This window comes from Methylocystis sp. MJC1 (assembly GCF_026427715.1).
Taxonomy (GTDB): domain Bacteria; phylum Pseudomonadota; class Alphaproteobacteria; order Rhizobiales; family Beijerinckiaceae; genus Methylocystis.
The window spans coordinates 1,805,141-1,827,741 of sequence record NZ_CP107558.1 but is presented as its reverse complement, the minus strand read 5'-3'; the positions used below and the strand labels follow the sequence as shown (position 1 = coordinate 1,827,741).

20 protein-coding genes and 1 pseudogene are annotated in these 22,601 nt (G+C 64.6%); 12 read left to right on the top strand and 9 right to left on the bottom strand.

The window, feature by feature from the left end; all coding sequences use genetic code 11:
- Window positions 1–12 precede the first annotated feature (12 nt).
- Complete coding sequence (locus tag OGR47_RS08810) at window positions 13–1,902, bottom strand: ABCB family ABC transporter ATP-binding protein/permease (protein ID WP_165050145.1); 1,890 nt, start codon at window positions 1,900–1,902, stop codon at window positions 13–15.
- A 126-nt stretch (window positions 1,903–2,028) separates the two neighbouring features.
- On the opposite strand from OGR47_RS08810, the gene OGR47_RS08805 reads away from it, so the two are divergent.
- The 4 genes from OGR47_RS08805 to OGR47_RS08790 all read left to right on the top strand — a co-directional run bounded on the left by OGR47_RS08805 (window position 2,029) and on the right by OGR47_RS08790 (window position 5,132).
- Window positions 2,029–2,625: a TIGR00730 family Rossman fold protein gene (locus tag OGR47_RS08805; protein ID WP_165050147.1), complete on the top strand. Its 597-nt coding sequence runs from the start codon at window positions 2,029–2,031 to the stop codon at window positions 2,623–2,625.
- 290 nt (window positions 2,626–2,915) lie between these two features.
- Entirely contained in the window at window positions 2,916–4,343 is a 1,428-nt protein-coding gene (locus OGR47_RS08800) for a protein adenylyltransferase SelO (RefSeq protein ID WP_165050149.1), read from the top strand.
- A gap of 83 nt (window positions 4,344–4,426) precedes the next feature.
- On the top strand, window positions 4,427–4,645 hold the full coding sequence (locus OGR47_RS08795; RefSeq protein ID WP_165050152.1) for a YdcH family protein: 219 nt from the start codon (window positions 4,427–4,429) through the stop codon (window positions 4,643–4,645).
- Between the two features lie 265 nt (window positions 4,646–4,910).
- On the top strand, window positions 4,911–5,132 hold the full coding sequence (locus OGR47_RS08790; RefSeq protein ID WP_165050154.1) for a hypothetical protein: 222 nt from the start codon (window positions 4,911–4,913) through the stop codon (window positions 5,130–5,132).
- A gap of 7 nt (window positions 5,133–5,139) precedes the next feature.
- Here the strand turns inward: OGR47_RS08790 and OGR47_RS08785 are convergent, their stop codons facing one another.
- From OGR47_RS08785 to OGR47_RS08775, 3 genes are all read right to left on the bottom strand, one after another.
- Entirely contained in the window at window positions 5,140–6,030 is an 891-nt protein-coding gene (locus OGR47_RS08785) for an RNA polymerase factor sigma-32 (RefSeq protein ID WP_165050155.1), read from the bottom strand.
- 118 nt (window positions 6,031–6,148) lie between these two features.
- Window positions 6,149–7,618 (bottom strand): M48 family metalloprotease, encoded by a 1,470-nt coding sequence (locus tag OGR47_RS08780; protein ID WP_165050158.1) that lies wholly within the window; start codon window positions 7,616–7,618, stop codon window positions 6,149–6,151.
- Window positions 7,602–8,477, bottom strand: a complete 876-nt coding sequence (locus tag OGR47_RS08775; RefSeq protein WP_165050160.1) for a thermonuclease family protein — start codon at window positions 8,475–8,477, stop codon at window positions 7,602–7,604. Before OGR47_RS08775 ends, OGR47_RS08780 begins: the two co-directional genes overlap by 17 nt.
- A gap of 65 nt (window positions 8,478–8,542) precedes the next feature.
- Here OGR47_RS08775 and ybgF point away from each other — a divergent pair, with 65 nt between their 5' ends.
- The 3 genes from ybgF to ftsH all read left to right on the top strand — a co-directional run bounded on the left by ybgF (window position 8,543) and on the right by ftsH (window position 12,679).
- Entirely contained in the window at window positions 8,543–9,622 is a 1,080-nt protein-coding gene (ybgF, locus tag OGR47_RS08770; protein WP_246729602.1) for a tol-pal system protein YbgF, read from the top strand.
- Between the two features lie 13 nt (window positions 9,623–9,635).
- Window positions 9,636–10,619: a tRNA lysidine(34) synthetase TilS gene (gene tilS / locus OGR47_RS08765; protein ID WP_246729603.1), complete on the top strand. Its 984-nt coding sequence runs from the start codon at window positions 9,636–9,638 to the stop codon at window positions 10,617–10,619.
- Window positions 10,620–10,759: 140 nt separating this feature from the next.
- The gene (ftsH, locus tag OGR47_RS08760; RefSeq protein ID WP_216697899.1) at window positions 10,760–12,679 is read left to right on the top strand and encodes an ATP-dependent zinc metalloprotease FtsH; all 1,920 of its coding nucleotides are present in this window, start codon (window positions 10,760–10,762) and stop codon (window positions 12,677–12,679) included.
- A 39-nt stretch (window positions 12,680–12,718) separates the two neighbouring features.
- Here ftsH and OGR47_RS08755 read toward each other — a convergent pair whose 3' ends face one another.
- Together OGR47_RS08755 and arsC are read right to left on the bottom strand one after the other, a co-directional pair.
- A complete protein-coding gene (locus OGR47_RS08755; protein WP_165050165.1) occupies window positions 12,719–13,009 on the bottom strand; it encodes a PilZ domain-containing protein in 291 nt (96 codons plus the stop codon).
- A 170-nt stretch (window positions 13,010–13,179) separates the two neighbouring features.
- Window positions 13,180–13,530 (bottom strand): arsenate reductase (glutaredoxin), encoded by a 351-nt coding sequence (gene arsC, locus OGR47_RS08750; protein ID WP_165050167.1) that lies wholly within the window; start codon window positions 13,528–13,530, stop codon window positions 13,180–13,182.
- A gap of 156 nt (window positions 13,531–13,686) precedes the next feature.
- Between arsC and glmM the strand changes: the two genes are divergently transcribed.
- Window positions 13,687–15,033, top strand: coding sequence for a phosphoglucosamine mutase (glmM, locus tag OGR47_RS08745; RefSeq protein ID WP_165050169.1), 1,347 nt, complete (start codon window positions 13,687–13,689; stop codon window positions 15,031–15,033).
- A gap of 204 nt (window positions 15,034–15,237) precedes the next feature.
- The gene (locus OGR47_RS08740; RefSeq protein ID WP_165050171.1) at window positions 15,238–16,110 is read left to right on the top strand and encodes an outer membrane protein; all 873 of its coding nucleotides are present in this window, start codon (window positions 15,238–15,240) and stop codon (window positions 16,108–16,110) included.
- A gap of 7 nt (window positions 16,111–16,117) precedes the next feature.
- Here OGR47_RS08740 and OGR47_RS08735 read toward each other — a convergent pair.
- A pseudogene (locus OGR47_RS08735) lies at window positions 16,118–16,495 on the bottom strand (transposase); the annotation flags it as partial.
- Between the two features lie 92 nt (window positions 16,496–16,587).
- On the opposite strand from OGR47_RS08735, the gene OGR47_RS08730 reads away from it, so the two are divergent.
- The 3 genes from OGR47_RS08730 to OGR47_RS08720 all read left to right on the top strand — a co-directional run bounded on the left by OGR47_RS08730 (window position 16,588) and on the right by OGR47_RS08720 (window position 21,505).
- The gene (locus tag OGR47_RS08730; RefSeq protein ID WP_165050173.1) at window positions 16,588–19,977 is read left to right on the top strand and encodes an error-prone DNA polymerase; all 3,390 of its coding nucleotides are present in this window, start codon (window positions 16,588–16,590) and stop codon (window positions 19,975–19,977) included.
- Between the two features lie 84 nt (window positions 19,978–20,061).
- The gene (locus tag OGR47_RS08725) at window positions 20,062–20,547 is read left to right on the top strand and encodes an SH3 domain-containing protein (protein WP_246729604.1); all 486 of its coding nucleotides are present in this window, start codon (window positions 20,062–20,064) and stop codon (window positions 20,545–20,547) included.
- Window positions 20,548–20,623: 76 nt separating this feature from the next.
- Window positions 20,624–21,505 (top strand): MBL fold metallo-hydrolase, encoded by an 882-nt coding sequence (locus OGR47_RS08720; protein ID WP_165050176.1) that lies wholly within the window; start codon window positions 20,624–20,626, stop codon window positions 21,503–21,505.
- Window positions 21,506–21,511: 6 nt separating this feature from the next.
- On the opposite strand, the gene OGR47_RS08715 is transcribed toward OGR47_RS08720, so the two are convergent.
- A complete protein-coding gene (locus OGR47_RS08715; protein ID WP_165050178.1) occupies window positions 21,512–21,841 on the bottom strand; it encodes a septum formation initiator family protein in 330 nt (109 codons plus the stop codon).
- Between the two features lie 64 nt (window positions 21,842–21,905).
- On the bottom strand, window positions 21,906–22,544 hold the full coding sequence (locus OGR47_RS08710; protein WP_416374448.1) for a PopZ family protein: 639 nt from the start codon (window positions 22,542–22,544) through the stop codon (window positions 21,906–21,908).
- Between the last annotated feature and the right edge of the window lie 57 nt (window positions 22,545–22,601).

The window sequence follows — 22,601 nt, the reverse complement described above, 5'->3', positions numbered from 1 at the left end:
TGCACGGAGCCCCTACTCCGCCTCGGCCTCTTCCCGCTCCGTCTCCAGAAGCTTCGCCCGCGCCTCGGCGGCCTCGCGCTGGCGATTCCACATGGCGGCGTAATGGCCGCCGCGCTCCAGCAGCTCGGCATGCCGGCCACGCTCGACGATTCGGCCGTGGTCGAGGAAGAGGATTTCATCCGCCTCCACCACGGTCGACAGCCGATGCGCGATCACCAGCGTCGTGCGGCCCCTGGCGACGCTGCGCAGCGCCTCCTGGATTTCATGCTCGGTGAAGCTGTCGAGCGCCGAGGTCGCTTCGTCGAGGATGAGAATCGGCGGGCCCTTCAAAATCGTGCGGGCGATGGCGACGCGCTGCTTCTCGCCGCCGGAGAGCTTCAAGCCCCGTTCGCCCACCTGCGCCTCATAGCCGCCCGGCACGCTGCGGATGAAATCGTCGATCTGCGCCAGACGCGCGGCCTCGCGGACCTCTTCGTCGGTAGCGTCCCAACGGCCGTAACGAATGTTGTAGCCGATGGAGTCGTTGAACAGCACCGTATCCTGCGGCACCATGCCGATCGCTGCACGCAGGCTCGCCTGCGTCACGTCGAGAATGTTCTGCCCGTCGATCGTGATGCGCCCGCCCTGCGGCTCGTAGAAGCGAAACATCAGCCGCGAGATCGTCGATTTGCCAGCGCCTGAAGGTCCGACGATGGCGATGGTCTGCCCGGGCTCGGCCTCGAAGCTCACGCCCTTCAGGATCGGCCGGTCGGGATCATAGTGGAAGCGCACGTCGTCGAAGACGACGCGGCCTTCACGCACCACCAGCGGCTCGGCGTCGGGCCTGTCGGAAATCTCGGGATGTTGCGAGAGGATCGAGAACATGGTCTCGATGTCGATAATCGCCTGGCGCACCTCGCGATAGAAGGTGCCCATGAAATTCAAGGGCTGCGCCAGTTGCAGCATCATGGCGTTGATGAGCACGAAATCGCCGACCGTGTTGCGTCCGGCGCGAATGCCGTAGACGCACATCACCATCATCGTGGTGACCCCGATGATGTAGATCGCCGTCTGACCGGCGTTGAGAACGGCGAGCGAGACGTAGGAATGCGTCGACGCCTTCTCGTAATGGTCCATCGATCGATCGTAGCGCGCCGCTTCGCGCGCTTCGGCCGAGAAATATTTGACGGTCTCGTAATTGAGCAGGCTGTCGATCGCCTTTTGGTTGGCGTCCGTGTCGCTCTCGTTCATCTGGCGGCGGATGGCGATACGCCAATTGGTGGCGAGAGTCGTGTAGGCGAAATAGGCGGCGAGCGTGAGAATGAGCACGGCGCCGTAGCGCCAGTCGAATTGATAGAGAAACACGCCGAGCACCAGCGCCATTTCAAACGCCGTGGGCGCGCCGGTGGACATCACCAGGCGCGAGAGAGTCTCGATGGCGTTGCGGCCGCGCTCCAGCACGCGCGTGAGGCCGCCGGTCTTGCGGCCGATGTGAAATCGTAGCGACAATTCGTGCATATGGACGAAAAGGTCGGTTGCCAGACGCCGCACGGCGTGCATCGCGACCGCCGCGAAAATGCCGTCGCGCGTCTGCATCAGAATGACCGAAAGGATTCGGATGGCGCCCATCAGTAGGGTGAAGCCGACTGCTCCCGCGCCCAAAGCAGGAAGCGCATCTGCTCCGCTTTCCGCCAGCGCGTCCGTTGCCCATTTGAAAGCGTAAGGGGTGAGCGCGTTGAACAGCTTGCTGACAATAAGCAGCAGAAACACCAAGGCGACGCGCCGCTCCAAATCGTGCCTTCCGCGAGGCCAAATATAGGGCCACAGACGGCGGATGGTCGCGATGAAGGAGGCTTCGGAAAGGGAAGCGTCTTGCGGATCGGACGCATGAGCGCCCGAGACGCGCTGACCAATTCTGAGCATTCGAGGTCCGGTGATGGATGAAAGGGCGCCTCGGCGGTGAGGCCTGGGCGTCATATAAGACCTTTAGCCTCTTCGCGCACCCCGCTTGACGGGCGAGCCGAAGGCGCCAGTTGACGGAAGAGAGTTATGCAGAAAATCAAGAACATATGCGTCTACTGCGGCTCCGCCGAGGGGGATGACCCACGCTATGCCGTCGCAGCGGAAACTTTCGGACGGGCGCTGGCCAAAGCCGGCGTCGGGCTCGTCTTCGGCGGCGGCTCCTGCGGGCTGATGGGCGTCGTGGCGCGCTCGACGCTGAACGCCGGCGGCCGCGTGACCGGCATCATTCCGGGCTTCCTAGACGAGCGCGAGATCGCCTTGCAGGGCATGACGGAGCTTGTCGTCGTCGACGATATGCATACGCGAAAGCGGCTGATGTTCGAGAAATCCGACGCTTTCGTTGCGCTGCCCGGCGGCGTCGGCACGCTGGAAGAGCTCACCGAGCAGCTCACCTGGATTCAGCTCGGCCGGCATAGCAAGCCGCTCGTCATCGCCGACATCGCCGGCTTTTGGCGGCCTCTGCTGACGCTCTTCGCGCATATGCACAATTCCGGATTCATCCGCGAGGGATACGACGTCCGCTATATGGTGGCCGAGCGTATCGAGGACATTTTGCCGATGATCACGTCGACGGCGCGCCGCACGCCGCAGATCGAAGAGACGGCGGTGACCGAAAGGATGTGACGCGACGGACGAATCTGGACGCTGGCCTTCTGCCCGCGCAGACTGCTGACAAAGTGGCGTTGACGCCCCTCGTGCTTCGCGACGCCTGCTGCGCAGGCTCCTCAGCATGAAGGGCTTCTTCGTCCGCATAAAACAGTTAGGCCTCATCCTGAGGAGCGAGCGAAGCTCGCGTCTCGAAGGGCGAGGCCGCCTCGGAGGTTTGTCATCAAACTGAGCGCGCCTGAAAGCGCGGCCCGTGTTATGGCGCGACCCTTGCTCCACGCCAGAACACGCGTAAGAGACCGCCCCAAATGCCCGTCACATCCGCCTACCGCCCCGAAGCCCTGCATGAGAGCCTGGGCGACCCCTTTTTCGACCGCGTCGACGCCGCCAAATTCCCGCAGACGATCTTGCGCTTTCGAAACCAGCGCTGGGCTGCGCGGGTGGGGCTCGACGGGCTCACCGACGATGAATGGCTTGCGCATTTTGGCCGTTTCGAGCCCCTGCCCGACAGCCTGCAGCAACCGCTTGCGCTGCGCTATCATGGCCATCAATTCCGCGTTTACAACGCCGAGCTCGGCGACGGGCGCGGCTTTCTCTTTGCGCAGTTGCGCGACGTCGCCGATGGGCGCCTGCTCGATCTCGGCACCAAGGGCAGCGGCCAGACTCCCTGGTCGCGACGCGGCGACGGGCGGCTCACGCTCAAGGGCGGCGTGCGCGAAATTCTCGCGACCGAAATGCTCGAAGCGCTCGGCGTGGACACCTCGAAAACTTTCAGCCTCATCGAGACGGGCGAGGCTCTCCTGCGCGGCGACGAGCCCTCGCCCACCCGCTCGAGCGTGCTCGTGCGACTCTCGCATTCACATATCCGCATCGGCACCTTCCAGCGGCTTGCCTACCACGATGACAAAGGCGCGATCGATCGGCTGCTGGATTACGTCTGCGCCCATTATTTCCCGGCGCTTGCCGATCTTTCCGGCCAGGCCAAGGCGCGCGCCTTTTTCGAGACGGTTGTCGCGCGCGTCGCCAAGCTCGGCGCTGGTTATATGTCGGCGGGTTTCGTCCATGGCGTGCTCAATTCCGACAATATCAACGTCACGGGCGAGAGCTTCGACTATGGGCCCTGGCGCTTCGCCCCGAGTTACGACCCGCAATTTACCGCCGCTTATTTCGACGAGAGCGGGCTCTATTCGTTCGGCCACCAGCCCTCGGCGCTGAGCTGGAATCTTGCGCGCCTCGCCGAATGTCTGCTGCATCTGACCGGACTGGAGTTCGCCCAACGCACGCTCGACAGTTTCGCAGCGCTTCTCCAAAAGGAGTTTCGCACGATATTGCTGCGCCGACTTGCGCTCGCGCCCGCTGGGGAAGAGGCCGACGCCCGGCTTGCGAAAGCCTTCACCGATTTCCTGATCGCCTCCGGCGCTCCATTCGAGCAGACTTTTTTCGATTGGCGCGGGGGCCTTGCGAGTAGCGAAAGGGCGAAGGCGAGTCCTTCCGCCGCCTTCTATGATGCGCCGGAATTCGCGCCCGTCCGCGCGACTTTCGCCGAGCATGAAGCGACCGCCGACGTCCAGCTCGACCACCCTTATTTCCGCCGCGCGGCGCCCTGCGCCATGCTCATCGACGAGGTCGAGTCGATCTGGACGGCCATCGCTGAGAGCGACGACTGGTCGCCGCTGCGCGCTAAGATCGCGCAGATCGGCGAAATGCGCGAAGCCTATGGCTTCGCCTCCACCTGAAACGTTTTCTTCTTGAACGCCCCTTGTGTGCGGCGCGATAATCCCCTCGATTCTAGGCGCTTTGCGGGGCGAGTGTTGCGGCAATGAATGATAATGCCAGCAAGGCGGAGCAGGACGCGATCCGCGCCGAAATCGAGCGCCTGCGTCTCGAACATCATGATCTCGAGGCGGCCATCGACGCGCTGGTCGCGGTCGGTCCCCCCGACCAGTTGCAAATCCAGCGACTGAAGAAGCGTAAACTGGCGCTGCGCGATCGCATTGCCTTCCTCGAGGACCAGCTGACTCCCGACATCATCGCCTGACGCCATTTCCGTTTGAACAGCTCGCATTGGCGCTTGTCATTCCCGGCGGGCTGAAAGCCCGACCGGGAATCCAGAGCCGCAAAAGCGCTGGTGTTGCTCTGGATTGCCGGTCGCTCGCTTTGCGAGCGTCGGGAATGACATCGACTCAATCCGGCGGAAATGCCATGAGTGGCGCCTGGCTTGAACCCTAATTGCCAGCGGCGCGCCCCTGTCCCCTTTCGAGACAGAAGCGAGCCGCCCTTGGTCAATTATGGGAAATTAAGCCATGCCGCGTTTCAGTGTTTCCATTGGTGGTTCCGTCCCGCGCTCTTTGCAAACCGTCAAAGCCGATCAATACGGCCGGCGCATTCGACATGTCGAAGGCGTGCATGTCGTCGGAGAAAACCTTCTCCTTCCGCTCTTCTTCAAAGTCGCCTTGGCGCTCGCGCTTCTCGCCGCGGCGACCTCCTCGATCGCCGCCTGGCGGCTCTTCGCCTTCCCGCATTGAGAACGCTCTACTGCGCCAACGGCGGCGCCGCGTCCTCGGGCGCGTCGTCGTCCTTCAAACGCGAGAGCGCGCGGCGCAGCTTCGTCAAGGCGCGGCTTTCGATCTGGCGCACGCGCTCCTTCGAGATGCCCAGCTTGTCGCCGAGCGTTTCGAGAGTCACGAGATTTTCCGTCAGACGACGCTCCTGCACGATCCGCAGCTCACGCTCCGAGAGGATTGCGAGCGCATCCCGCAGCCAGCGCGCGCGGCGGTCCGAGTCGAGCGTCTGCTCGACCACCTCGTCCGGCAGCGGCGCATCGTCCACAAGGAAATCCATGCGCTGAGCGGAGCCGGCCGACTCGTCGTCGACAAGCTGCGCATTGAGCGACACGTCGGAGCCTGACAGGCGCGAATCCATCATTTCGACATCCGCGACCGACACGCCCAATGTCTCGGCGATGCTCTCATAGGCGTCGCCCGCCGTGGCGGCGCCAGGCTCTCGGGACAGCCGGGCCCGCAGGCGGCGCAGATTGAAAAAGAGCGCCTTCTGCGTCGAGCTCGTGCCGCCGCGCACGATCGACCAGTTGCGCAGCACATAGTCCTGGATCGAGGCGCGGATCCACCATGTGGCGTAGGTCGAGAAGCGCACGTCGCGCTCCGGCGCAAAACGGGCGGCCGCTTCGAGAAGCCCGACATGGCCTTCCTGCACCAGATCGGCGATCGGCAGGCCATAGTGACGGAATTTCGCGGAAATGGCGATGACGAGCCGCATATGGGCGGCGGTCAGCTTATGCAGCGCCACGGGGTCCCCATGGTCGCGCCAGGCGACCGCGAGCCCCCTCTCTTCTTCCCTCTCGAGGAATGGGGCGTCCGCCGCCGCCTTCATGAGTTCTCTGCCAAGACCGGGAAGATACGCCATGGTCAAATCTCCATAGCGCGCTATCTCATGGGCATCATTTGGCGAGATATCCGCGCGTTTTGAACAACTCTAGCCGTTCAACACGCGGCGCCCGGATCCTGTTCCCGGGCGGCGGCGATCACTCCGTTACGATTTTGTAACGTTCGCCGGCGGCGATCGTCTCGTTCTCATCCAAACCATTGAGCAACCTGAAATATTCTAGCGGGCGATTGGGCGTTGTCATCCGGGCCGCGAGGCTCTCCGCCGAATCCCCCACCCCAGCCGTGACAATGGAAAGCTTGAGCCCATGCGCCTCGCGCGCCTCCTCTGGCGTGATCCGGCGGAAGGTCGCGATCGATTCCATGAACTCCCTTTCCGCCTGGTCGGTCAAAGCCTTTGCCGCAAATATGAGGCGATAGAGGTAGTCGCCCGACTGGATTACGGCGAGGCGGAAATTCCACTCCCCGGCGCGCGCCACGGCGGTCACCGCGGGCAGGCCGTTGACGTCGAGCTTCCTCACGGTGGACGGCAGCAGGCCATCGACCCAGCCGGACGCCACATAGGCTTCGAGACTCTCGGACGGCGGATTCTTGACCGTATCGAGCCGCAGCGCCTCATTGTCGGCCTGCCGGACCCCAAAGACCGCCTCGCTGGAATTCTCCAACAGGAAGCCCTCTGGCGCCGTGAAGGCGAAGCGCAGGCGCGGGTGGGTGAATTTCCGGTCGCGGACGAAGCCCTCCATCGGGTCGTCGCCGAAGGCCACGCCGTTGATCGCCGCGAGATAGCCGACCCGGTCGCGGTTCCCAATGCCTGGCGCGCCGATCTGGCGAGCGATGCCGATCGCGCGCGTGACGCGCTCGGGGGTCGAGGGATGGGTCGAGGTGATGTCGAAGCCTGAGTCTTTCCGCTTTCCGTAAAGCGCCGCGCGCAGCTCTGACGACCGGCCGAGCGCCGTGAGGAAGCGCGCGGCCCCATAGGGATCGTAGCCGGCCCTCGCAATCACTCTGACGCCGGTTTCGTCGGCGTCGATTTCCTGCTGGCGGGAGAAGCTCGCCACCGACAGGCGCTGCTTCGAGCGTTCTTCCTCGCCTTTCTGCCTGCTCTGGATCACGGTCGCGGCCTGTGAGATCAGCGCCGCCTCGCGCTCCTTTTCGGCGCGTAGCGCGCTGTGGCGTAGCGTGACATGGGCGATTTCATGGGCCATGACCGCCGCCGCCTCGGAAGCGTCGCCGGCAAGGGCCAGGAGCCCGCGCGTGACATAGAGATTGCCGGAGGGCAGCGCAAAGGCGTTGACGACCGGCGTGTTGAGGATCGTCACCTTATAGGCTGTCTGACCGGGCGTTTCGCTCGCTTGCGCAAGCTTGACCAGAATGTCGTTGAGGTAACGCTCGGCGGCGGCGGCCTGATATTCGCCGCCGAATTGAGCCAGCAGCTCCTTGTGCTGGACCGAGGAGCGGTTGTCCGTCTTGAGGGACGCCGGCCGCGTGGGCGGGGTCGGCGTGGGCCCGAAAAGCTGCCCCTGCCGCTCGAGCTCAGCGCAACTGGCGAGCGCGAAGATGCAGGCGACGGCCAAGGCCGCGCGCCTGAAGAGGTCAAGGCGTCGCGTCAAGGATTTCGATCTCGGCGGGCGTTGAAATCGCCATACGCGGTCCAAAGCCTGTCTCAATAAGTCCTCGCACGCGCGCCCGCCGCCCGATGAGCCTTGGGGGTTCGATTCCCGATGCTGCAAGAATAGACAAATCGCGCCGCGAAATCACGACAGAGAAATCTTCAATCCGTTTTTGACTGAAATTCAGGTAGATAGCTCCCGCGCTTTGGCCGAGGCCGTGGATTTTGCCCTCGACGATCACCATTCCCTTGCGCTGCAGCAAGGCCGCGCCGCTCCCTTTGGCGCCGGCGTCGACCGGGCGCATCTCCGGATCGGACCAAAGGCCCCGCAATGTTTCGCGCGCCGGCGCCTCGGCTGCAAGATAGGCCTTGGCGCAGGGCGCTGCCGGCGGATCGGGCCGAAAGCGCGCGAGGCCTTCCTCCAGCAGCGCCGCGCCGACCGAGACGAGCGGCGCCTGTGCCCCCTCCCCCTTTGCGGCGAAGACCCGCGCCGGAATGCGCCCCCAGCGATCCGCCGCGCCGGAGAAGGCGCCAAGAAAAATGTCTTTGCCCGTGAGCCATTCTGAAAGCCGCTTATGCGCGGCGGCGCGGCGCTCGGGGGCGCCTTGGGCGGGCGGCGGCGGAAATTCCAGGCCCGTGAGCGCGGCGCGGCGGCCATCGTCGATGAGGAGGTCTAAGTCCTCATCGACCAGGGCGACCGTTGCGGGCGCGGCGTTCTCCAGGGAGCAGGCGCCGGTTTCGGGCGCCGGCGAGAGAGCCCGAGCGCGCGGGGCAAAAAAGAGGCAGAGCGCCACGACGGCGAGCGGGGGAAGAATGGAGAAGCTGCGACGGCCGGAGGCGCTCGGTTTCGTGGGTCTCATGCCTCCAGATTAGCTCACGCCTTAGCAACCGCAACATTCGCCGCAATTACGCCCAAAGAGCGCCTATGATGCGGCGCTTGGAAGCAAGCTCTGCTTTCAGCGCGGCCCTTCACTCCCATATCTCGCCCATGATCTCTCGCATCGCCCTTTCCGCCGTCCTCTTTCTCAGCGCGGACGTCGCGCTCGCCTATGATCTCTATGGCCCTGCGCGGCCAGAGTCCGACATGACTTTGGCTCAGGGCTACAACCGCCCGTCCGCCGACATCGACCTCCCGCCCGGCGAGATCGACAATGGCGGCCCCGAGCCTGGAGCCCTGGTGACGCGCGTCGACCGGCTCGAGCGCGATATTCGCCGCCTGACCGGCCAGAACGAAGAGCTGCAGCACAAGGTGCAATTGCTGGAAGAGCAATTGCGCGCCGCCAAGGACGCGGCGCCGCATCCGGCCGACCCGGCCGCAGCGCATCCCGCCGCAGCGCTTCCACCCGTCGCCGGAGCTCCCAGCCCGGCCACGACAGGAATGCGCCGCAGCGACGCCTTCGATCCGGCGAGCGATCCTCTAGCGCCCGGCGCGCCCAAGCCGCTCGGGACGACCGCGCCTTCCGCGCCCCTTGCCAATCCGCCAAAGACCGTGGCAGGCTCGGTCAGCAGCGCGCCGCCGGTGCGCGAAGCCGGACAGCCGCTCGACATCGCCCATGGCCGCCTCGTCGGCGACCAGCCCTCTACCTTGCCCGAAATCGCGCCCGCTCCTCCGGCCGTCCCGCCCGGCCCCAAGGAGGAATACGAAGAGGCGGTCGCCACGCTGAAGGCTGGCAAGTTCGAGGCGGCGGAGAAATCGCTCGAAACCTTCCTCACCAAAAACCCCAAGAGCAAATTCGCCCCTGCGGCGACATTCAATCTCGGCGAGAGCTTCTTCCTGCGCGGGCGCCACCGCGAGGCGGCCGAAAAATACCTCGAAATATCTCAAAAATACGGCCAGTCGTCGCAAGCCCCTGACGCGCTGCTGCGGCTCGGCCAATCGCTCGGCGCCATGGGGGCGAAGGAACAGGCCTGCGCCTCCTTCAGCGAGATCGGCATGAAATACCCTGGTTCGGCCCCGCGTATTCGGGACGCGGCGCAGCGGGAAAGCAAGAAGCTGCAATGCTGACGGGCTGCCGCCCTTGACCCTGGATCGAGCGAGCGGCGCCCTCGCGCTGCTGGCGCCGCATGAGAAGCTGCTGCTCGCGGTCTCCGGGGGACCAGATTCCGTCGCGCTGATGCTGCTGTGCGCGCATTGGCCGGAGCGCGCATCCCATGAGATTGCGGTGGCGACAGTCGATCACGGCCTTCGCGCCGACGCCCGCGCGGAAGCCGAACAGGTTGGCGAATGGGCCCGGAGCCTCAGCTTCCAGCATCATCTCTTGAGCTGGGAAGGCGAAAAACCCCAGACCCGCATTCAGGAGCGCGCCAGGACGGCGCGCTACGCCCTGCTCGCCGATTGCGCCAAAAGCATCGGCGCCGGCGCCATTGTGACGGCGCATCATGCCGACGACCAGGCGGAAACAATCCTTTTTCGCCTGACGCGCGGCTCGGGCGTCTCCGGACTGGCGGGGATGGCTCCGCGAGCGAGCACGCATGACGTCGCGCTTCTGCGTCCGCTTCTGGGCTTCTCAAAGTCCGAGCTGGTCGAAGCCTGCGAAATCGCAGGCCATCGCTTTTTCTGCGACCCCTCGAACGCCAACGACGCCTACGCCCGCGCCCGGCTGCGCAAGCTCGTGCCGCTGCTTGCGGAACAGGGGTTCGATCGAGAGGCGCTTCTGCGCCTTGGCGAACGCGCCGCCCGCGCCGAGGCTGCACTCGCCTCTTGCGCCGCCGCCGCTTATGAGCGTACGCTTGCGGAAAGCGCCCCGGCGCTCGCCCGTTTCGACGCGGGCGCTCTGACGGAGCTGCCGCTCGACATCCTGCAACGCATCCTCGGGCGCGAAATCGCCCGGCTCGCGCCGCAGGCGCAGCTTCGCCTCGATAGGCTGGAGCGGGTGGCGGATCGGCTCTCCCGGGCGCTGGGCGAAAAGGCGCCACTTCGGCTCACCATTGCCGATCTTCTGATCGAATCGGACGGTAACAACGTCATCCTGCGGCCGGCGCCGCCCAGGCGTTCCACCTAGACCGAAACCGTAAAGTCGCTCGACCTTTACGGGGCCTCTCTTGGCAAGAAACATGGGCGCGCCTAGATTAATTCGAACATGGAGCGCGTCCCTCTCGGGGGAATCCACCCGCGCGAGGCGCTCCCGTCACGGATAACCCAATGAACGCAAACTTCAGGAACCTCGCCTTGTGGGCCATCATTGGCCTGCTGGTGGTGGCGCTCGTCATGCTGTTTCAGCAGCCCGGCCAGCGCACGCCGATCCGAGATATCTCCTTCAGCGAGCTGCTGACGCAGATTGACCAGGGCCGCGTTCATGACGTGACCATCGCCGGAAACGAGGTCGCGGGCCATTTCAACGACAATCGGCCCTTCTCGACCTACATTCCGAACGAAGCGAACATCATTCCGCGCCTCCAGCAGCATAATGTCTCGATCAGCGCCAAGCCGCTTTCCGACGGCTCGAGCTGGTTGATGACGCTGCTGTTGAACGCGCTGCCGCTTGTCGCCTTCCTCGGCGTCTGGATTTTCCTTTCCCGCCAGATGCAGGGCGGCGCCGGTCGCGCCATGGGCTTCGGCAAGTCGAAGGCCAAGCTCCTCACCGAGTCGCAGGGCCGCGTCACCTTCGAGGATGTCGCGGGCGTCGACGAGGCCAAGGAAGATCTGCAGGAGATCGTCGAATTCCTGCGCGATCCGGGCAAGTTCCAGCGGCTCGGCGGGCGTATTCCGCGCGGCGTGCTGCTCGTCGGCCCGCCCGGCACCGGTAAGACGCTGCTCGCCCGCGCCATCGCCGGCGAGGCGGGCGTGCCCTTCTTCTCAATCTCGGGCTCCGACTTCGTCGAAATGTTCGTCGGCGTCGGCGCGAGCCGCGTGCGCGACATGTTCGAGCAGGCGAAGAAGAACGCGCCCTGCATCATCTTCGTCGACGAAATCGACGCGGTCGGCCGTCATCGCGGCGCCGGCCTTGGCGGCGGCAATGACGAGCGCGAGCAGACCTTAAACCAGCTGCTCGTCGAGATGGACGGCTTTGAGGCGAATGAAGGCATCATCCTCATCGCCGCGACCAACCGCCCGGACGTTCTCGACCCGGCGCTGATGCGTCCCGGCCGCTTCGACCGCCAGATCCAGGTGCCGAACCCGGACTTCATCGGCCGCGAGAAGATCCTCAAGGTCCACGCCCGCAAGGTGCCGCTGGCGCCGGACGTCGATCTCAAGGTCGTGGCGCGCGGCACGCCGGGCTTCTCGGGCGCCGATCTCATGAACCTCGTCAACGAGGCGGCGCTGCTGGCGGCGCGGCGCTCGAAGCGCATCGTCACGAACCAGGAATTCGAGGACGCGCGCGACAAGATCATGATGGGCGCCGAGCGCCGCACTTTGTCGATGACCGAGGAGGAGAAGAAGCTCACGGCCTATCACGAGGGCGGCCACGCGCTGGTGCAGCTCACCGTTCCCGGCGCGATGCCGATCCACAAGGCGACGATCATCCCGCGCGGCCGTGCGCTGGGCATGGTGCAGGGCCTGCCGGAACGCGACCAGGTCTCGCAGTCCTTCGAGCAGCTCACGGCGATGCTGGCCATCGCCATGGGCGGCCGCGTGGCGGAGGAGTTGGTGTTCGGCCACGACAAGGTGACCTCGGGCGCGGCCTCGGACATTCAGCAGTGCACGCGGGTGGCTCGCGCCATGATCACCCAGCTGGGCTTCTCTGATAAGCTCGGCACGGTGGCCTACGCCGAGCCGCAGCAGGAGCAGTTCCTGGGCTATTCGCTCGGGCGCCAGCAGAGCCTGTCGGAGCAGACGCAGCAGACGATCGACGCGGAAGTGCGGCGTCTGGTGCAGGAGGCCTACGACAAAGCGAACCAGATCATGACCGAGAAGCGCGCGCAGCTCGACATGCTGGCCAATGGCCTGCTGGAGTTCGAGACGCTGACGGGCGAAGAGATGAAGGGGCTTCTCGCCGGCAAGCGCCCGGTGCGCGAGGACACGAGCGCCCCGACGCCGCAGCCACCGCGCGGCTCCGCCGTGCCGACGACCGGACAGAAGCCTGAGCCCGATGTCGGCGGACTTTCGCCCAATCCGGTCTAAAACAAAAAGGCCCGGCGAAACTTCGCCGGGCCTTTTCCTTTAAGCGCCGAAGCGTTCAACCCTTTTCGGGCGCAAAGTCACGACATTGGCGAAGAAGCGCAGGCCGATATCCCGCTCCAGCCGCCAAACGGCGCGCGCCGTGCGCCGCTCCTCTGTCTTGTCGATCACAAGATCGAAGACATCCGGAAGCGCAATCTGTTGGTCGCATTGCACGCGCGCGCCCCCCTCGCTGAGGTTGCGCACGACGCAGTCAAATGTAGACCGCTCGAAAAACTCGATCCTGGCGCCCAGCAAAGTGCGCCGTCGCAAATATGTCCGCCGCTCTTCCATCAATTCATCCTCTCAAATCACGAGTGGCCTCGAGTGAAACGAAAGGCGGCTTTGTCAGGGTCCGACAATCCATCCGACCGGAAAAGCGCGCCAACGCCACCTTAGCCGCTACGCGGGAGGGAGAGGGCGAAAGACTTTCTTAACCCTAAGGGCCTTTAACGATCCTTGGGTTAACCGATCAGCTCCTGCACCGTCTCCGCCGGACGGCAGAGCGCCGCCTTCTCGCCGACGAGCACGATCGGCCGCTCGATGAGGATCGGATTTTTCTCGATGGCATCGAAAATTTCCTCGTCCGACAGGGCCGGGTTGTCGAGACCAAGCTCCTCATAGGGCGTCCCGCGCTTGCGGAGAATGTCGCGCACGCTCTTGCCCATGCGTTTCAGAAGCCCTTGCAGGGTCTTCCGATCCGGCGGCGTCTTGAGATATTCGACGACCTCGGGCTCGTGCCCAGCCTCGCGCAGAGCGGCGAGGACTTTGCGCGACGTGCCGCAGGATGGATTGTGATAAATAACGACCCGCATTCCAACATCCTTCTCGAAGTCAAGAGCGACCTAAATTTTAACCTATGGTCCAAATTGTGGAATACCGTTGAATACGGTATCGGGCAGAATGTTTTGGCCACATCGAAGCCCAACTTTGCGTGACCTTGTGCCCTTATCCCACGAAAAGGAATGCAGATGGCGCGTCATTATTTTGGAACGGATGGCATACGCGGCCTCGCCAATGTCAAGATAACGCCCGAGCTGGCGCTCAAGGTCGGACAAGCCGCCGGCCTCATTTTTCAGCGCGGCGAGGGCCGCCATCGCGTGGTCATCGGCAAGGACACCCGCCTCTCCGGCTATATGATCGAATATGCGCTGGTCGCCGGCTTCGCCTCGGTCGGCATGGACACGCTGCTGCTCGGCCCGATGCCGACGCCCGCCGTCGCCATGCTCACCCGCTCCATGCGCGCCGATGTCGGCGTGATGATCTCCGCCTCTCACAATTCCTTTGAGGACAACGGCATCAAGCTCTTCGGGCCGGATGGGCACAAGCTCTCCGACGAGATCGAAAGCGAAATCGAAACGCTCCTCGACAGCGATCTCAGCCGCAAGCTCGCGGCCTCCACCCAGCTCGGCCGCGCCCGCCGCATCGACGACGTGCGCGCGCGCTACATCGAATTCGCCAAACATACGCTGCCGCGCAATCTGAGCCTCGAAGGCCTGCGCGTGGTGATCGATTGCGCGAATGGCGCCGCCTACAAGGTCGCCCCCGAAGCGCTTTGGGAGCTCGGCGCCGAGGTGATCGCGATCGGCGTGGAGCCGGACGGCTTCAACATCAACCGCGACGTCGGCTCGACCTCGCCGCAGGCGCTGCGCGAGAAGGTGCGCGAACTGCGCGCCGATGTCGGGATCGCGCTCGATGGCGACGCGGACCGTGTGATCCTCGTCGACGAGACCGGCGCGGTGATCGACGGCGACCAGGTGATGGCCGTCGTCGCGCAAAGCTGGCGCGATCAGGGGCTCCTCGCAAAGCCCGGCATCGTCGCGACGATCATGTCCAATCTGGGCCTCGAGCGCCATCTGGGCGCCATGGGCCTCACGCTGGAGCGCACCGCCGTCGGCGACCGCTACGTCATCGAGCGCATGCGCAAGGAGGGTTACAATGTCGGCGGCGAGCAGTCGGGCCATGTGATCCTCTCCGACTATTCGACGACCGGCGACGGACTCGTGACCGCCATGCAAGTGCTCGCCGAGGTCAAGCGCAAGAACAGGCGCGTAAGCGAGGTCTGCCATTGTTTCCAGCCCTTGCCGCAGGTGCTCAAGAACGTCCGTGCGCAAAAGAGGATGCTGGAGAAGAAGTCGGTCGTCGTGGCGATCGACTCGGCGCGCGCGCGGCTTGGCAATGCGGGACGCCTCATCGTGCGCCCCTCCGGCACTGAACCGGTAATCCGCGTCATGGCCGAGGGCGACGACCGCGATCTCGTCGAGACGCTCGTCGCGCAGGTTTGCGACGCGCTGAAAGAGCCGGCGGAAGCGGCATGAGAAAAAAAGCGGGCGTGGGCGTTGGAGACGCCCCGCTCCGCCTTTCAAAAGCCGTTATGCTTTACAGAATTAGCTAAACTGCCGGTATTTTGGGTTAAGTGGTAAGGTTAACTCGGCTTTAAGCGGTTTCGGTCATGTTTACGCCCGATGGCTACGCGCCACGGGTCCGCTTCGCGGCCCTCTTTACGTAAAGGGGAAGTAATCATGGGCCGTATATTCGCCCTCCTTTTTGCGGCCGCACTTCTCGCCGGCGCGAACGCTGGCGCAAATGCGGCCGATCTGCTGCCGCCGCCCCCGCCGATGGAACCGCCGCCGCCCGTCGATTTCGGAGGCTGGTATCTGCGCGGCGACGTGGGCGTCGGCGCAACCCAGATTTCCAGCTGGAACTATTCGCTACGCCCGGGCATCGACAGCTTCGGAAACGTGGTGGTTCCCGCCGGTCCGGTCTGGAACACCCAGCGAAGCATCGGCGACACGGCGTTCGCGGGCGCTGGCGTCGGCTACCAGTTCAATAGCTGGGTTCGCTTCGATCTGACCGGCGAATACCGCATCCAGTCCGCCTATCGCGCCACGAATCACTTCAGCTTTCCGGGCTGCGGCTCGGCGTGTAGCGGCTTCGACAATTACAACGCCAATCTGGGCACCGCCCTTTTCCTGGCGAACGCCTATGTCGATCTCGGCACCTGGTATGGACTGACGCCCTTCATTGGCGCCGGCGTCGGCGCGGCCTTCCACAATTTCTCGGGCCTCACAGATACCGGCTACGGCATCGCCAATGGCGGCTATGGCGTCGCCGCCGACATGAACGCGACGAATTTCGCCTGGCATGTGACAGGCGGCCTCGGCTTCGCGGTAACGCCGAACCTGCGGCTGGAAGTGGCTTATCGCTACCTCGACATGGGCAAGATCACGAGCAATCCGATCTCCTGCAACTCCGTGCCCTGCTTCGGCGAGCGCCACTCCTTCAACGTCGCCTCCAACGACGTGCGGATCGGCTTCCGCTACATCATTCCGTCGCTCACGCCGGTGCCGATGATGGCTCCGCCTCCGATGCCCCCATTGGTGCGGAAATACTGATCTTTCTTCAAACGGCGCGGGCGCTCCCCGCGCCGTTTTTCTTGGGGTGATGCGCGCCTGAAATCACTGGCTTGCCGGTCAAGCGTTCTGGGGCACCCTGCACGAACCTGTCGCGGAAGGCTTTCAGCGTTGTGTTCCACCGCGCTGCTACCATGGCGGCCATGAAGAGCGCGGTTCTGACGCAGGAACGCCCGCCGTCGATGAAGCTCTTGCCATTCCACCGGCCGGATTGTCGCGTCCAAGGCTTAAGGCCCGCAAGCGAGGGCGATCTCGCGACGGTCGAGCGTTCCGAACTCCGGTACTTCGGCGATCAGCGTGCGCGAGACGATCGGACCACGCCTGGAACCGAGCGCAGGAGCTCGTCCTTCTCTCTACAGACCAACGAACAAGCAAGTTACAGGGCTCACTGTCCTCCCACTTGACGCCGGGAGAAAAAGCCTAGAACAATAGGGGAACAAACACCCCTCTCCGCCGCCCATGCCGCCGCCCCGCTACGCAGAGCTTGCGACAACCACCAATTTCTCCTTCCTGCGCGGCGCGTCGCATCCGGAAGAGATGGCGGCGACGGCGCTGGCGCTCGGGCATTGCGGCATTGGCGTCGCCGACCACAATTCGCTCGCGGGCGTGGTGCGCGCCTTCTCCTATCTGCGCGCGCATCAGGAAAGCGTCGGGGATTTTCGCCTTGCGGTCGGCGTGCGGCTCGTCTTTCGCGACGAGACGCCGGATATTCTCTGCTATCCCAAGGACCGTGCCGCCTATGGGCGCCTGTGCCGGCTGTTGACGCGCGGCAATCTGCGAACCGAGAAGGGCGACTGTGCGCTTTTCCTCGCCGATCTTCTCGACTTTGCCGAGGGCCAGCAGCTCATCCTCATGGAGAATGGCGCGCCGCCCCCTGCCCTGTTGGAGGCGACGCGAGGCCGCGTCTGGCTGGCGGCGACCGCTTTGTTCGGCCCACGCCCGCGCGCGCGGCTTCTTGGCCGCATCGAGCTTGCGCAAAGGCTCGGGCTGCCGCTCGTCGCGGTGAATGACGCGCATATGCATGTCGTGGAGCGTCGCCCGCTCGCCGACGCGCTGACCTGCATTCGCGAGAAGACAACGCTCGATGAAGCTGGTTTTCTCCTCGCCGCCAACGCCGAGCGGCATTTGAAAAGCGCCGCCGAAATGGCGCGGCTCTTCAATGACGCGCCAGACGCCGTTGATGAAAGCGCGCGCTTTCTACAAAGGCTCGACTTCCGCCTCACCGATCTCGCTTACGAATATCCGAGCGAATTGCGCGAAGGTTTTGCGAGCGAGCAGGAAGCGCTCGAAGCGCTCTCGCGCGAGGGCGCAAAGGCGCGCTATCCGCAAGGCGTTCCCGATCATGTCTCGGCGCTGCTCGAACGCGAATTGACGCTCGTGGCCGAGCTGAAATACGCCGCCTATTTCCTCACCGTGCACGACATCATGCGCTTTGCGCGGAGCAAGGAAATCCTCGCGCAGGGGCGCGGCTCGGCGGCCAATTCCGTGATCTGCTTTTGTCTCGGCGTCACGGAAGTCGATCCAACGAAGCACGACCTGCTGTTCGAGCGTTTCGTTTCCGCTGCACGCAACGAGCCGCCCGACATCGACGTCGATTTCGAGCATGAGCGGCGCGAAGAGGTGATCCAATATATCTACAGCCGCTTCGGCCGCGAGCGCGCGGGGCTTGCCGCCGCCGTCACCACCTATCGCGGCAAGAGCGCCATACGCGAAATCGGCAAGGCTTTCGGCCTGTCGAGCGATCTCGTCGGCCGCCTGTCGTCGGCGGCATTCGGGCGCGGCAGCGAGCGCGGCAAGCGCGGAGACGATATTCAAAAGCTCGGCCTCGACGCATCCGAGCCGCGCTTCGCCAAGGCGCTGGCGCTCGCCGAGGAGATCGAAGGCTTTCCGCGTCATCTCACGCAGCATTCCGGCGGCTTCGTCATCACGCGCGACCGGCTCGATGAAGTCGTCCCCGTCGCGCCCGCCGCCATGGAGGGCCGCAGCACGATCGAATGGGACAAGGACGATCTCGACGCGCTGGGCCTGCTCAAGATCGACGTGCTGGCGCTCGGCATGCTCACCTGCCTGCGCAAGGGTCTCGCGCTTCTCGCACAGCATTACGGGATCGCGCATCGCCTCTCCTCGATCCCCGCCGAAGACGAGCGCGTCTACGCCATGATCTCGCGCGCCGACACGGTCGGCGTCTTCCAGATCGAAAGCCGCGCGCAAATGTCCATGCTGCCGCGGCTCCAGCCCAAGTGCTTTTACGATCTCGTCATCGAGGTTGCGATCGTGCGCCCCGGCCCCATTCAGGGCGACATGGTGCATCCCTATTTGCGCCGCCGCATGGGCAAGGAGGCGGTCTCCTATCCTTCCAAGGAACTCGAGCAGGTGCTCAGCAAAACCCATGGCGTGCCGCTGTTTCAGGAGCAGGCCATGCGCATCGCCATTGTCGCGGCTGGCTTCACGCCGTCGGAGGCCGACCAGCTTCGCCGCGCCATGGCGACCTTCAAACGCGCCGGCCTTATCGGCGGCTTCCGCGACAAGATGATCTCCGGCATGACGCAGAAGGGCTATGCGCGGGAGTTCGCCGAGCGCTGCTTCAGCCAGATCGAGGGCTTCGGCACTTACGGCTTTCCGGAAAGCCATGCGGCCTCCTTCGCGCTGCTCGTCTACGCCTCGGCCTGGCTCAAATGCCGTTACCCGGACGTCTTCGCCTGCGCTTTGCTGAATTCACAGCCCATGGGTTTCTACGCCCCCGCGCAGATCGTGCGCGACGCCAAGGAGCATGGGGTCGAGGTGCGCGAGGTGGATATCAATGCGTCGGATTGGGATGCGACGTTGGAGGCAAATAGCTCCCAAGGCGCCAACGACAGTCTGGGGAGCATGGCGACCAATACCTCCCCTTTACGGGGAGGTCGGCGGCCGCAGGCCGCCGGGTGGGGTTCGAGCCGCAACGACTCTGATGGGGCCTTACCCCACCCGTCGCAGCTTCGCTGCGCCACCCTCCCCGTAAAGGGGAGGGATGAACTCACGCCCAGCGTCCGTCATTCCACCAAGTCTCTCCACCCTCGCCATGCCGATATGGCGGGCGACATTATCGGCGACCGCGCCATCCGCCTCGGGTTCCGCCAGATCAGGGGTGTCGCTGAGGAAAACATGCGCCGTCTCGTCGCGCTACGTGGCAAGGGATACGACTCGGTCCGCGATGTCTGGCTGCGGGCGGCGCTCTCGCCGGAGACGATCCAACGCCTCGCCGAAGCCGATGCCTTTGCCTCTCTCGGCCTCTCGCGCCGCGACGCGCTCTGGGCGGCGGCGGGGCTCAATCGCGTCGGCGACAAGGACGATCTGCCGCTTCTGCGCGCGCTCTCTTTCTCGCCGCTGGAGCCCGACGCCCATCTGCCGCCCATGCCGCCGGGGGAGGAGATCGTCGAGGACTATCGTTTCCTCTCGCTCTCGCTCAAAGGCCATCCCGTGGCTTTCCTGCGCTCCCGGCTGGAGGCGCGCGGCGCCCTGCCCTGCGAGGCGCTCTCGCGCTTTCCCGACGGCGACGGGCGGCGGGTCATGGTCGGGGGCCTGGTGCTGCTGCGGCAGCGGCCGGGCACCGCCAAGGGCGTCGTCTTCATGACGATCGAAGACGAAACCGGCCAGGCCAATATCATCGTCTGGCCAAAGCTTCTGGAGCGCCAGCGCGCCGAGATCATCGGCGCCCGCTATGTCGCCGTCACCGGCCGGCTGCAAAAGGAATCGGGCGTCATCCATGTGGTCGCGCAGCGCGTCGACGACCTCTCGGCCGATCTGCGCCTCTTGGAGGCGATGCGCGTCTCGAAAGGCGAGGCGATGCCCAAGGCCCGCAACTTCCACTGACGCAAGCGGAACCTTTTCCCCATAAAATCATTATCTTTTGGCTGGTTCGCCAAAACGTAAAATCATTTCCAAGGGAGTAATCGAATGTCGACTATGAGCCTTCTCCGTTTCGCGGGACTATCCATTGTTTTCGTCGCGAGCGCAGCAACCGCAGCGCCCGTCACAAGCCCCGCCAATGTGCGATCGGGCCCGGGCGTGAAATGGCCCGTCATCGCCACCATCCCCGCCGGCGCCGATGTGCAGGTCCTGCAATGCGGGGGCGGCTGGAAGCGCGACTGGTGCAAGGTCTCCTTCGGGCAAACCAGCGGCTATGTCGCTGCGGGCGTGCTCGCCCCGTCTGGAAATGATGTCATCGTCGCGCCGGTCGTCACCACGGAGCTCGCCAATCTCTACAAGGGCCCCGGGACCAAATATCCGGTCATCGGCGCGGTGCCGGGCGGCGCGAGGGTCAATAAGGGCGCCTGCTATGCGGGCTGGCAGGCAAGCTGGTGCCAGGTGAATTACAACGGCGCGGTCGGCTATATGATGGAGAACCTGCTGCAGCGCGAGGGCGCCCTCTTCCCGATGTAAGCGGGGCGGCCCGCATCCGCCTTTTGAAACGCTGGCGCGAAACTTCTATCTTCCTCTCCGTCCAGGGAGGAAGATGATGAACGCGCCAGTCCAGCACGCCGCCGAGCGCGTCTCTCCGCTGCTGCGCCGCGTCGTCGCGCCAAACGCCGGGCCTTTCACCTACAAGGGAACCTGCAGCTATATCGTCGGCCAAGGCGAGGTCGCCATCATCGATCCCGGCCCCGCCGATCCGCGCCACCTTGCCGCCCTGCAGGCTGCGATCGAGGGCGAGCGGCTGAAATATATTTTTGTCACGCACACGCATCGCGACCATTCGCCGGCGGCCCGCGCCTTGAAGGAAGCGACCGGCGCGACGATCGCCGGCTGCGCGCCCTATGCCCCCTCGCCGAACATCGCCGTCACCGGCCCCGGCCTCGACGCCTCGCATGACACGGCCTATGCGCCGGACGTCATTCTCAGAGACGGCGACCGTCTCGATCTTCCCGGCGCGACGATCGAAACGTTGGAGACGCCCGGCCATACAGCGAACCATCTCTGCTTCGCCCTGCTGGAGGAGAAAGCGCTTTTCACCGGCGACCATATCATGGGGTGGTCGACCACGGTGGTGGCGCCGCCGGACGGCTCGATGGCCGACTACATGGAATCGCTCGAGGACCTGCGGCTGCGGGACGACCAAATCTTCTGGCCGGGCCATGGCGACCCTGTGCGCGATCCGCCCCGTTATCTGCGCGCGCTCGTCCACCATCGCCACGCCCGCGAGGCCGCGATCCTTCAACGCCTGGCCGAGGGCGACGACACCATCCCGCAGATGGTCGCGCGCCTTTATGAGAGCATCGATAAACGGCTCCATGGCGCAGCGGCCATGAATGTCTTCGCGCATTTGGAGGATTTGGTCGGGCGCGGATTGGTCGAAAGCGAAGGGCCGCCGCGACCTGCCGGACGATATTCGCTCAGGTGAGACGGATTACGGCGTCTCGCCTTCGGGGAGCAATATCACCACTTCGTTCTTATGCACGCGTCCGAGGCTCTTGCGGGTTTCCTCGTCGAGAATATCCGCGTCGATATTCTCTCCCTTTATGAGCGCGATCCTGGATTCCCATTGCATGCGCTGCAGCTTCAGCATGTCGCGTTCGAGGCGTAGCTGCGCCAGCTTCTGCTCATATTCCTCGCCGGTCTTGAGACCGCGCTGGCCGTGGACGCCATGCCAGACAAAATAGCTCGCAACCGCGCCGGCCGCGCAAAACAGCGTGACGGGCAAGATAAGCGAGCGAAGAAACAGGCGGAGTCGGTGCATGAGCAAAACGCTAGCGCCGACTCCTATCGTTATCGTTAACGGGCCGTCAAAGCCCGGGCGCGCTTTATCGGCGCCCGCCTCTCGCCACGCGTTCGATCTCCACGCGCACGAGCCGCTCGACGATGACCGGGAGATTGTCGTCGAGCCATTGCTTGAGCATCGGGCGCAGCATCTCCTGCGCGTATTTTTGAAGGAGGCCGCTGTCGTTGAGGATCATGCTCGCAGCGAGCGTCTGGAATTGCGAGGCGACCGAGGATGCGGCCTCGGCTGAAACCAGCGGCGCATCCTCGACTTCATAGCCGGCGATTTCCGAGCTTTCGCTTTCGAGCTGCTCATCAACCGGCGCTTCGGCGTCGAAATCGACCGTCTCGGAAAGCTCCTGCTCCTCCGAATAATCTTCTTCTTCGGCGACCGTTTCCTCGACCAGCTGGATGGGTTCCGGCGCGCGGTTGAGACGCAGCGGCAGCGATCTGATCTTGGCTGCGGAGGCGAGTTGCGGCTCCGGTTCGACCGCAGGCTCGGGCTGCGACGCGGCTTCAGGCGCCGCCGCAGACGGGGCGGCGCTCTGCGGGGCGAGCGCTGGGGCATCTGCAATAGCGTGCTCGGCGTCGCGGCGACGACGTTCGTCGCGGTCGCGACGGGCGCCGGGAAGCGAATCGTCGTCGGCGATGATGCGGCGGATGGAAGCGAGAATTTCCTCCATCGACGGCTCGTGCGCACGCATCTCTTCTTGGATAGAGGGCGACGGGGCGGAAGCGTT

Coding starts and splice junctions, on each gene's coding strand:
- OGR47_RS08810 (WP_165050145.1), bottom strand. CDS start 1,902: ATGCTCAGAATTGGTCAGCGCGTCTCGGGCGCTCATGCGTCCGATCCG.
- OGR47_RS08805 (WP_165050147.1), top strand. CDS start 2,029: ATGCAGAAAATCAAGAACATATGCGTCTACTGCGGCTCCGCCGAGGGG.
- OGR47_RS08800 (WP_165050149.1), top strand. CDS start 2,916: ATGCCCGTCACATCCGCCTACCGCCCCGAAGCCCTGCATGAGAGCCTG.
- OGR47_RS08795 (WP_165050152.1), top strand. CDS start 4,427: ATGAATGATAATGCCAGCAAGGCGGAGCAGGACGCGATCCGCGCCGAA.
- OGR47_RS08790 (WP_165050154.1), top strand. CDS start 4,911: ATGCCGCGTTTCAGTGTTTCCATTGGTGGTTCCGTCCCGCGCTCTTTG.
- OGR47_RS08785 (WP_165050155.1), bottom strand. CDS start 6,030: ATGGCGTATCTTCCCGGTCTTGGCAGAGAACTCATGAAGGCGGCGGCG.
- OGR47_RS08775 (WP_165050160.1), bottom strand. CDS start 8,477: ATGAGACCCACGAAACCGAGCGCCTCCGGCCGTCGCAGCTTCTCCATT.
- ybgF (WP_246729602.1), top strand. CDS start 8,543: ATGATGCGGCGCTTGGAAGCAAGCTCTGCTTTCAGCGCGGCCCTTCAC.
- ftsH (WP_216697899.1), top strand. CDS start 10,760: ATGAACGCAAACTTCAGGAACCTCGCCTTGTGGGCCATCATTGGCCTG.
- OGR47_RS08755 (WP_165050165.1), bottom strand. CDS start 13,009: ATGGAAGAGCGGCGGACATATTTGCGACGGCGCACTTTGCTGGGCGCC.
- arsC (WP_165050167.1), bottom strand. CDS start 13,530: ATGCGGGTCGTTATTTATCACAATCCATCCTGCGGCACGTCGCGCAAA.
- glmM (WP_165050169.1), top strand. CDS start 13,687: ATGGCGCGTCATTATTTTGGAACGGATGGCATACGCGGCCTCGCCAAT.
- OGR47_RS08740 (WP_165050171.1), top strand. CDS start 15,238: ATGGGCCGTATATTCGCCCTCCTTTTTGCGGCCGCACTTCTCGCCGGC.
- OGR47_RS08730 (WP_165050173.1), top strand. CDS start 16,588: ATGCCGCCGCCCCGCTACGCAGAGCTTGCGACAACCACCAATTTCTCC.
- OGR47_RS08725 (WP_246729604.1), top strand. CDS start 20,062: ATGTCGACTATGAGCCTTCTCCGTTTCGCGGGACTATCCATTGTTTTC.
- OGR47_RS08720 (WP_165050176.1), top strand. CDS start 20,624: ATGAACGCGCCAGTCCAGCACGCCGCCGAGCGCGTCTCTCCGCTGCTG.
- OGR47_RS08715 (WP_165050178.1), bottom strand. CDS start 21,841: ATGCACCGACTCCGCCTGTTTCTTCGCTCGCTTATCTTGCCCGTCACG.
- OGR47_RS08710 (WP_416374448.1), bottom strand. CDS start 22,544: ATGGAGGAAATTCTCGCTTCCATCCGCCGCATCATCGCCGACGACGAT.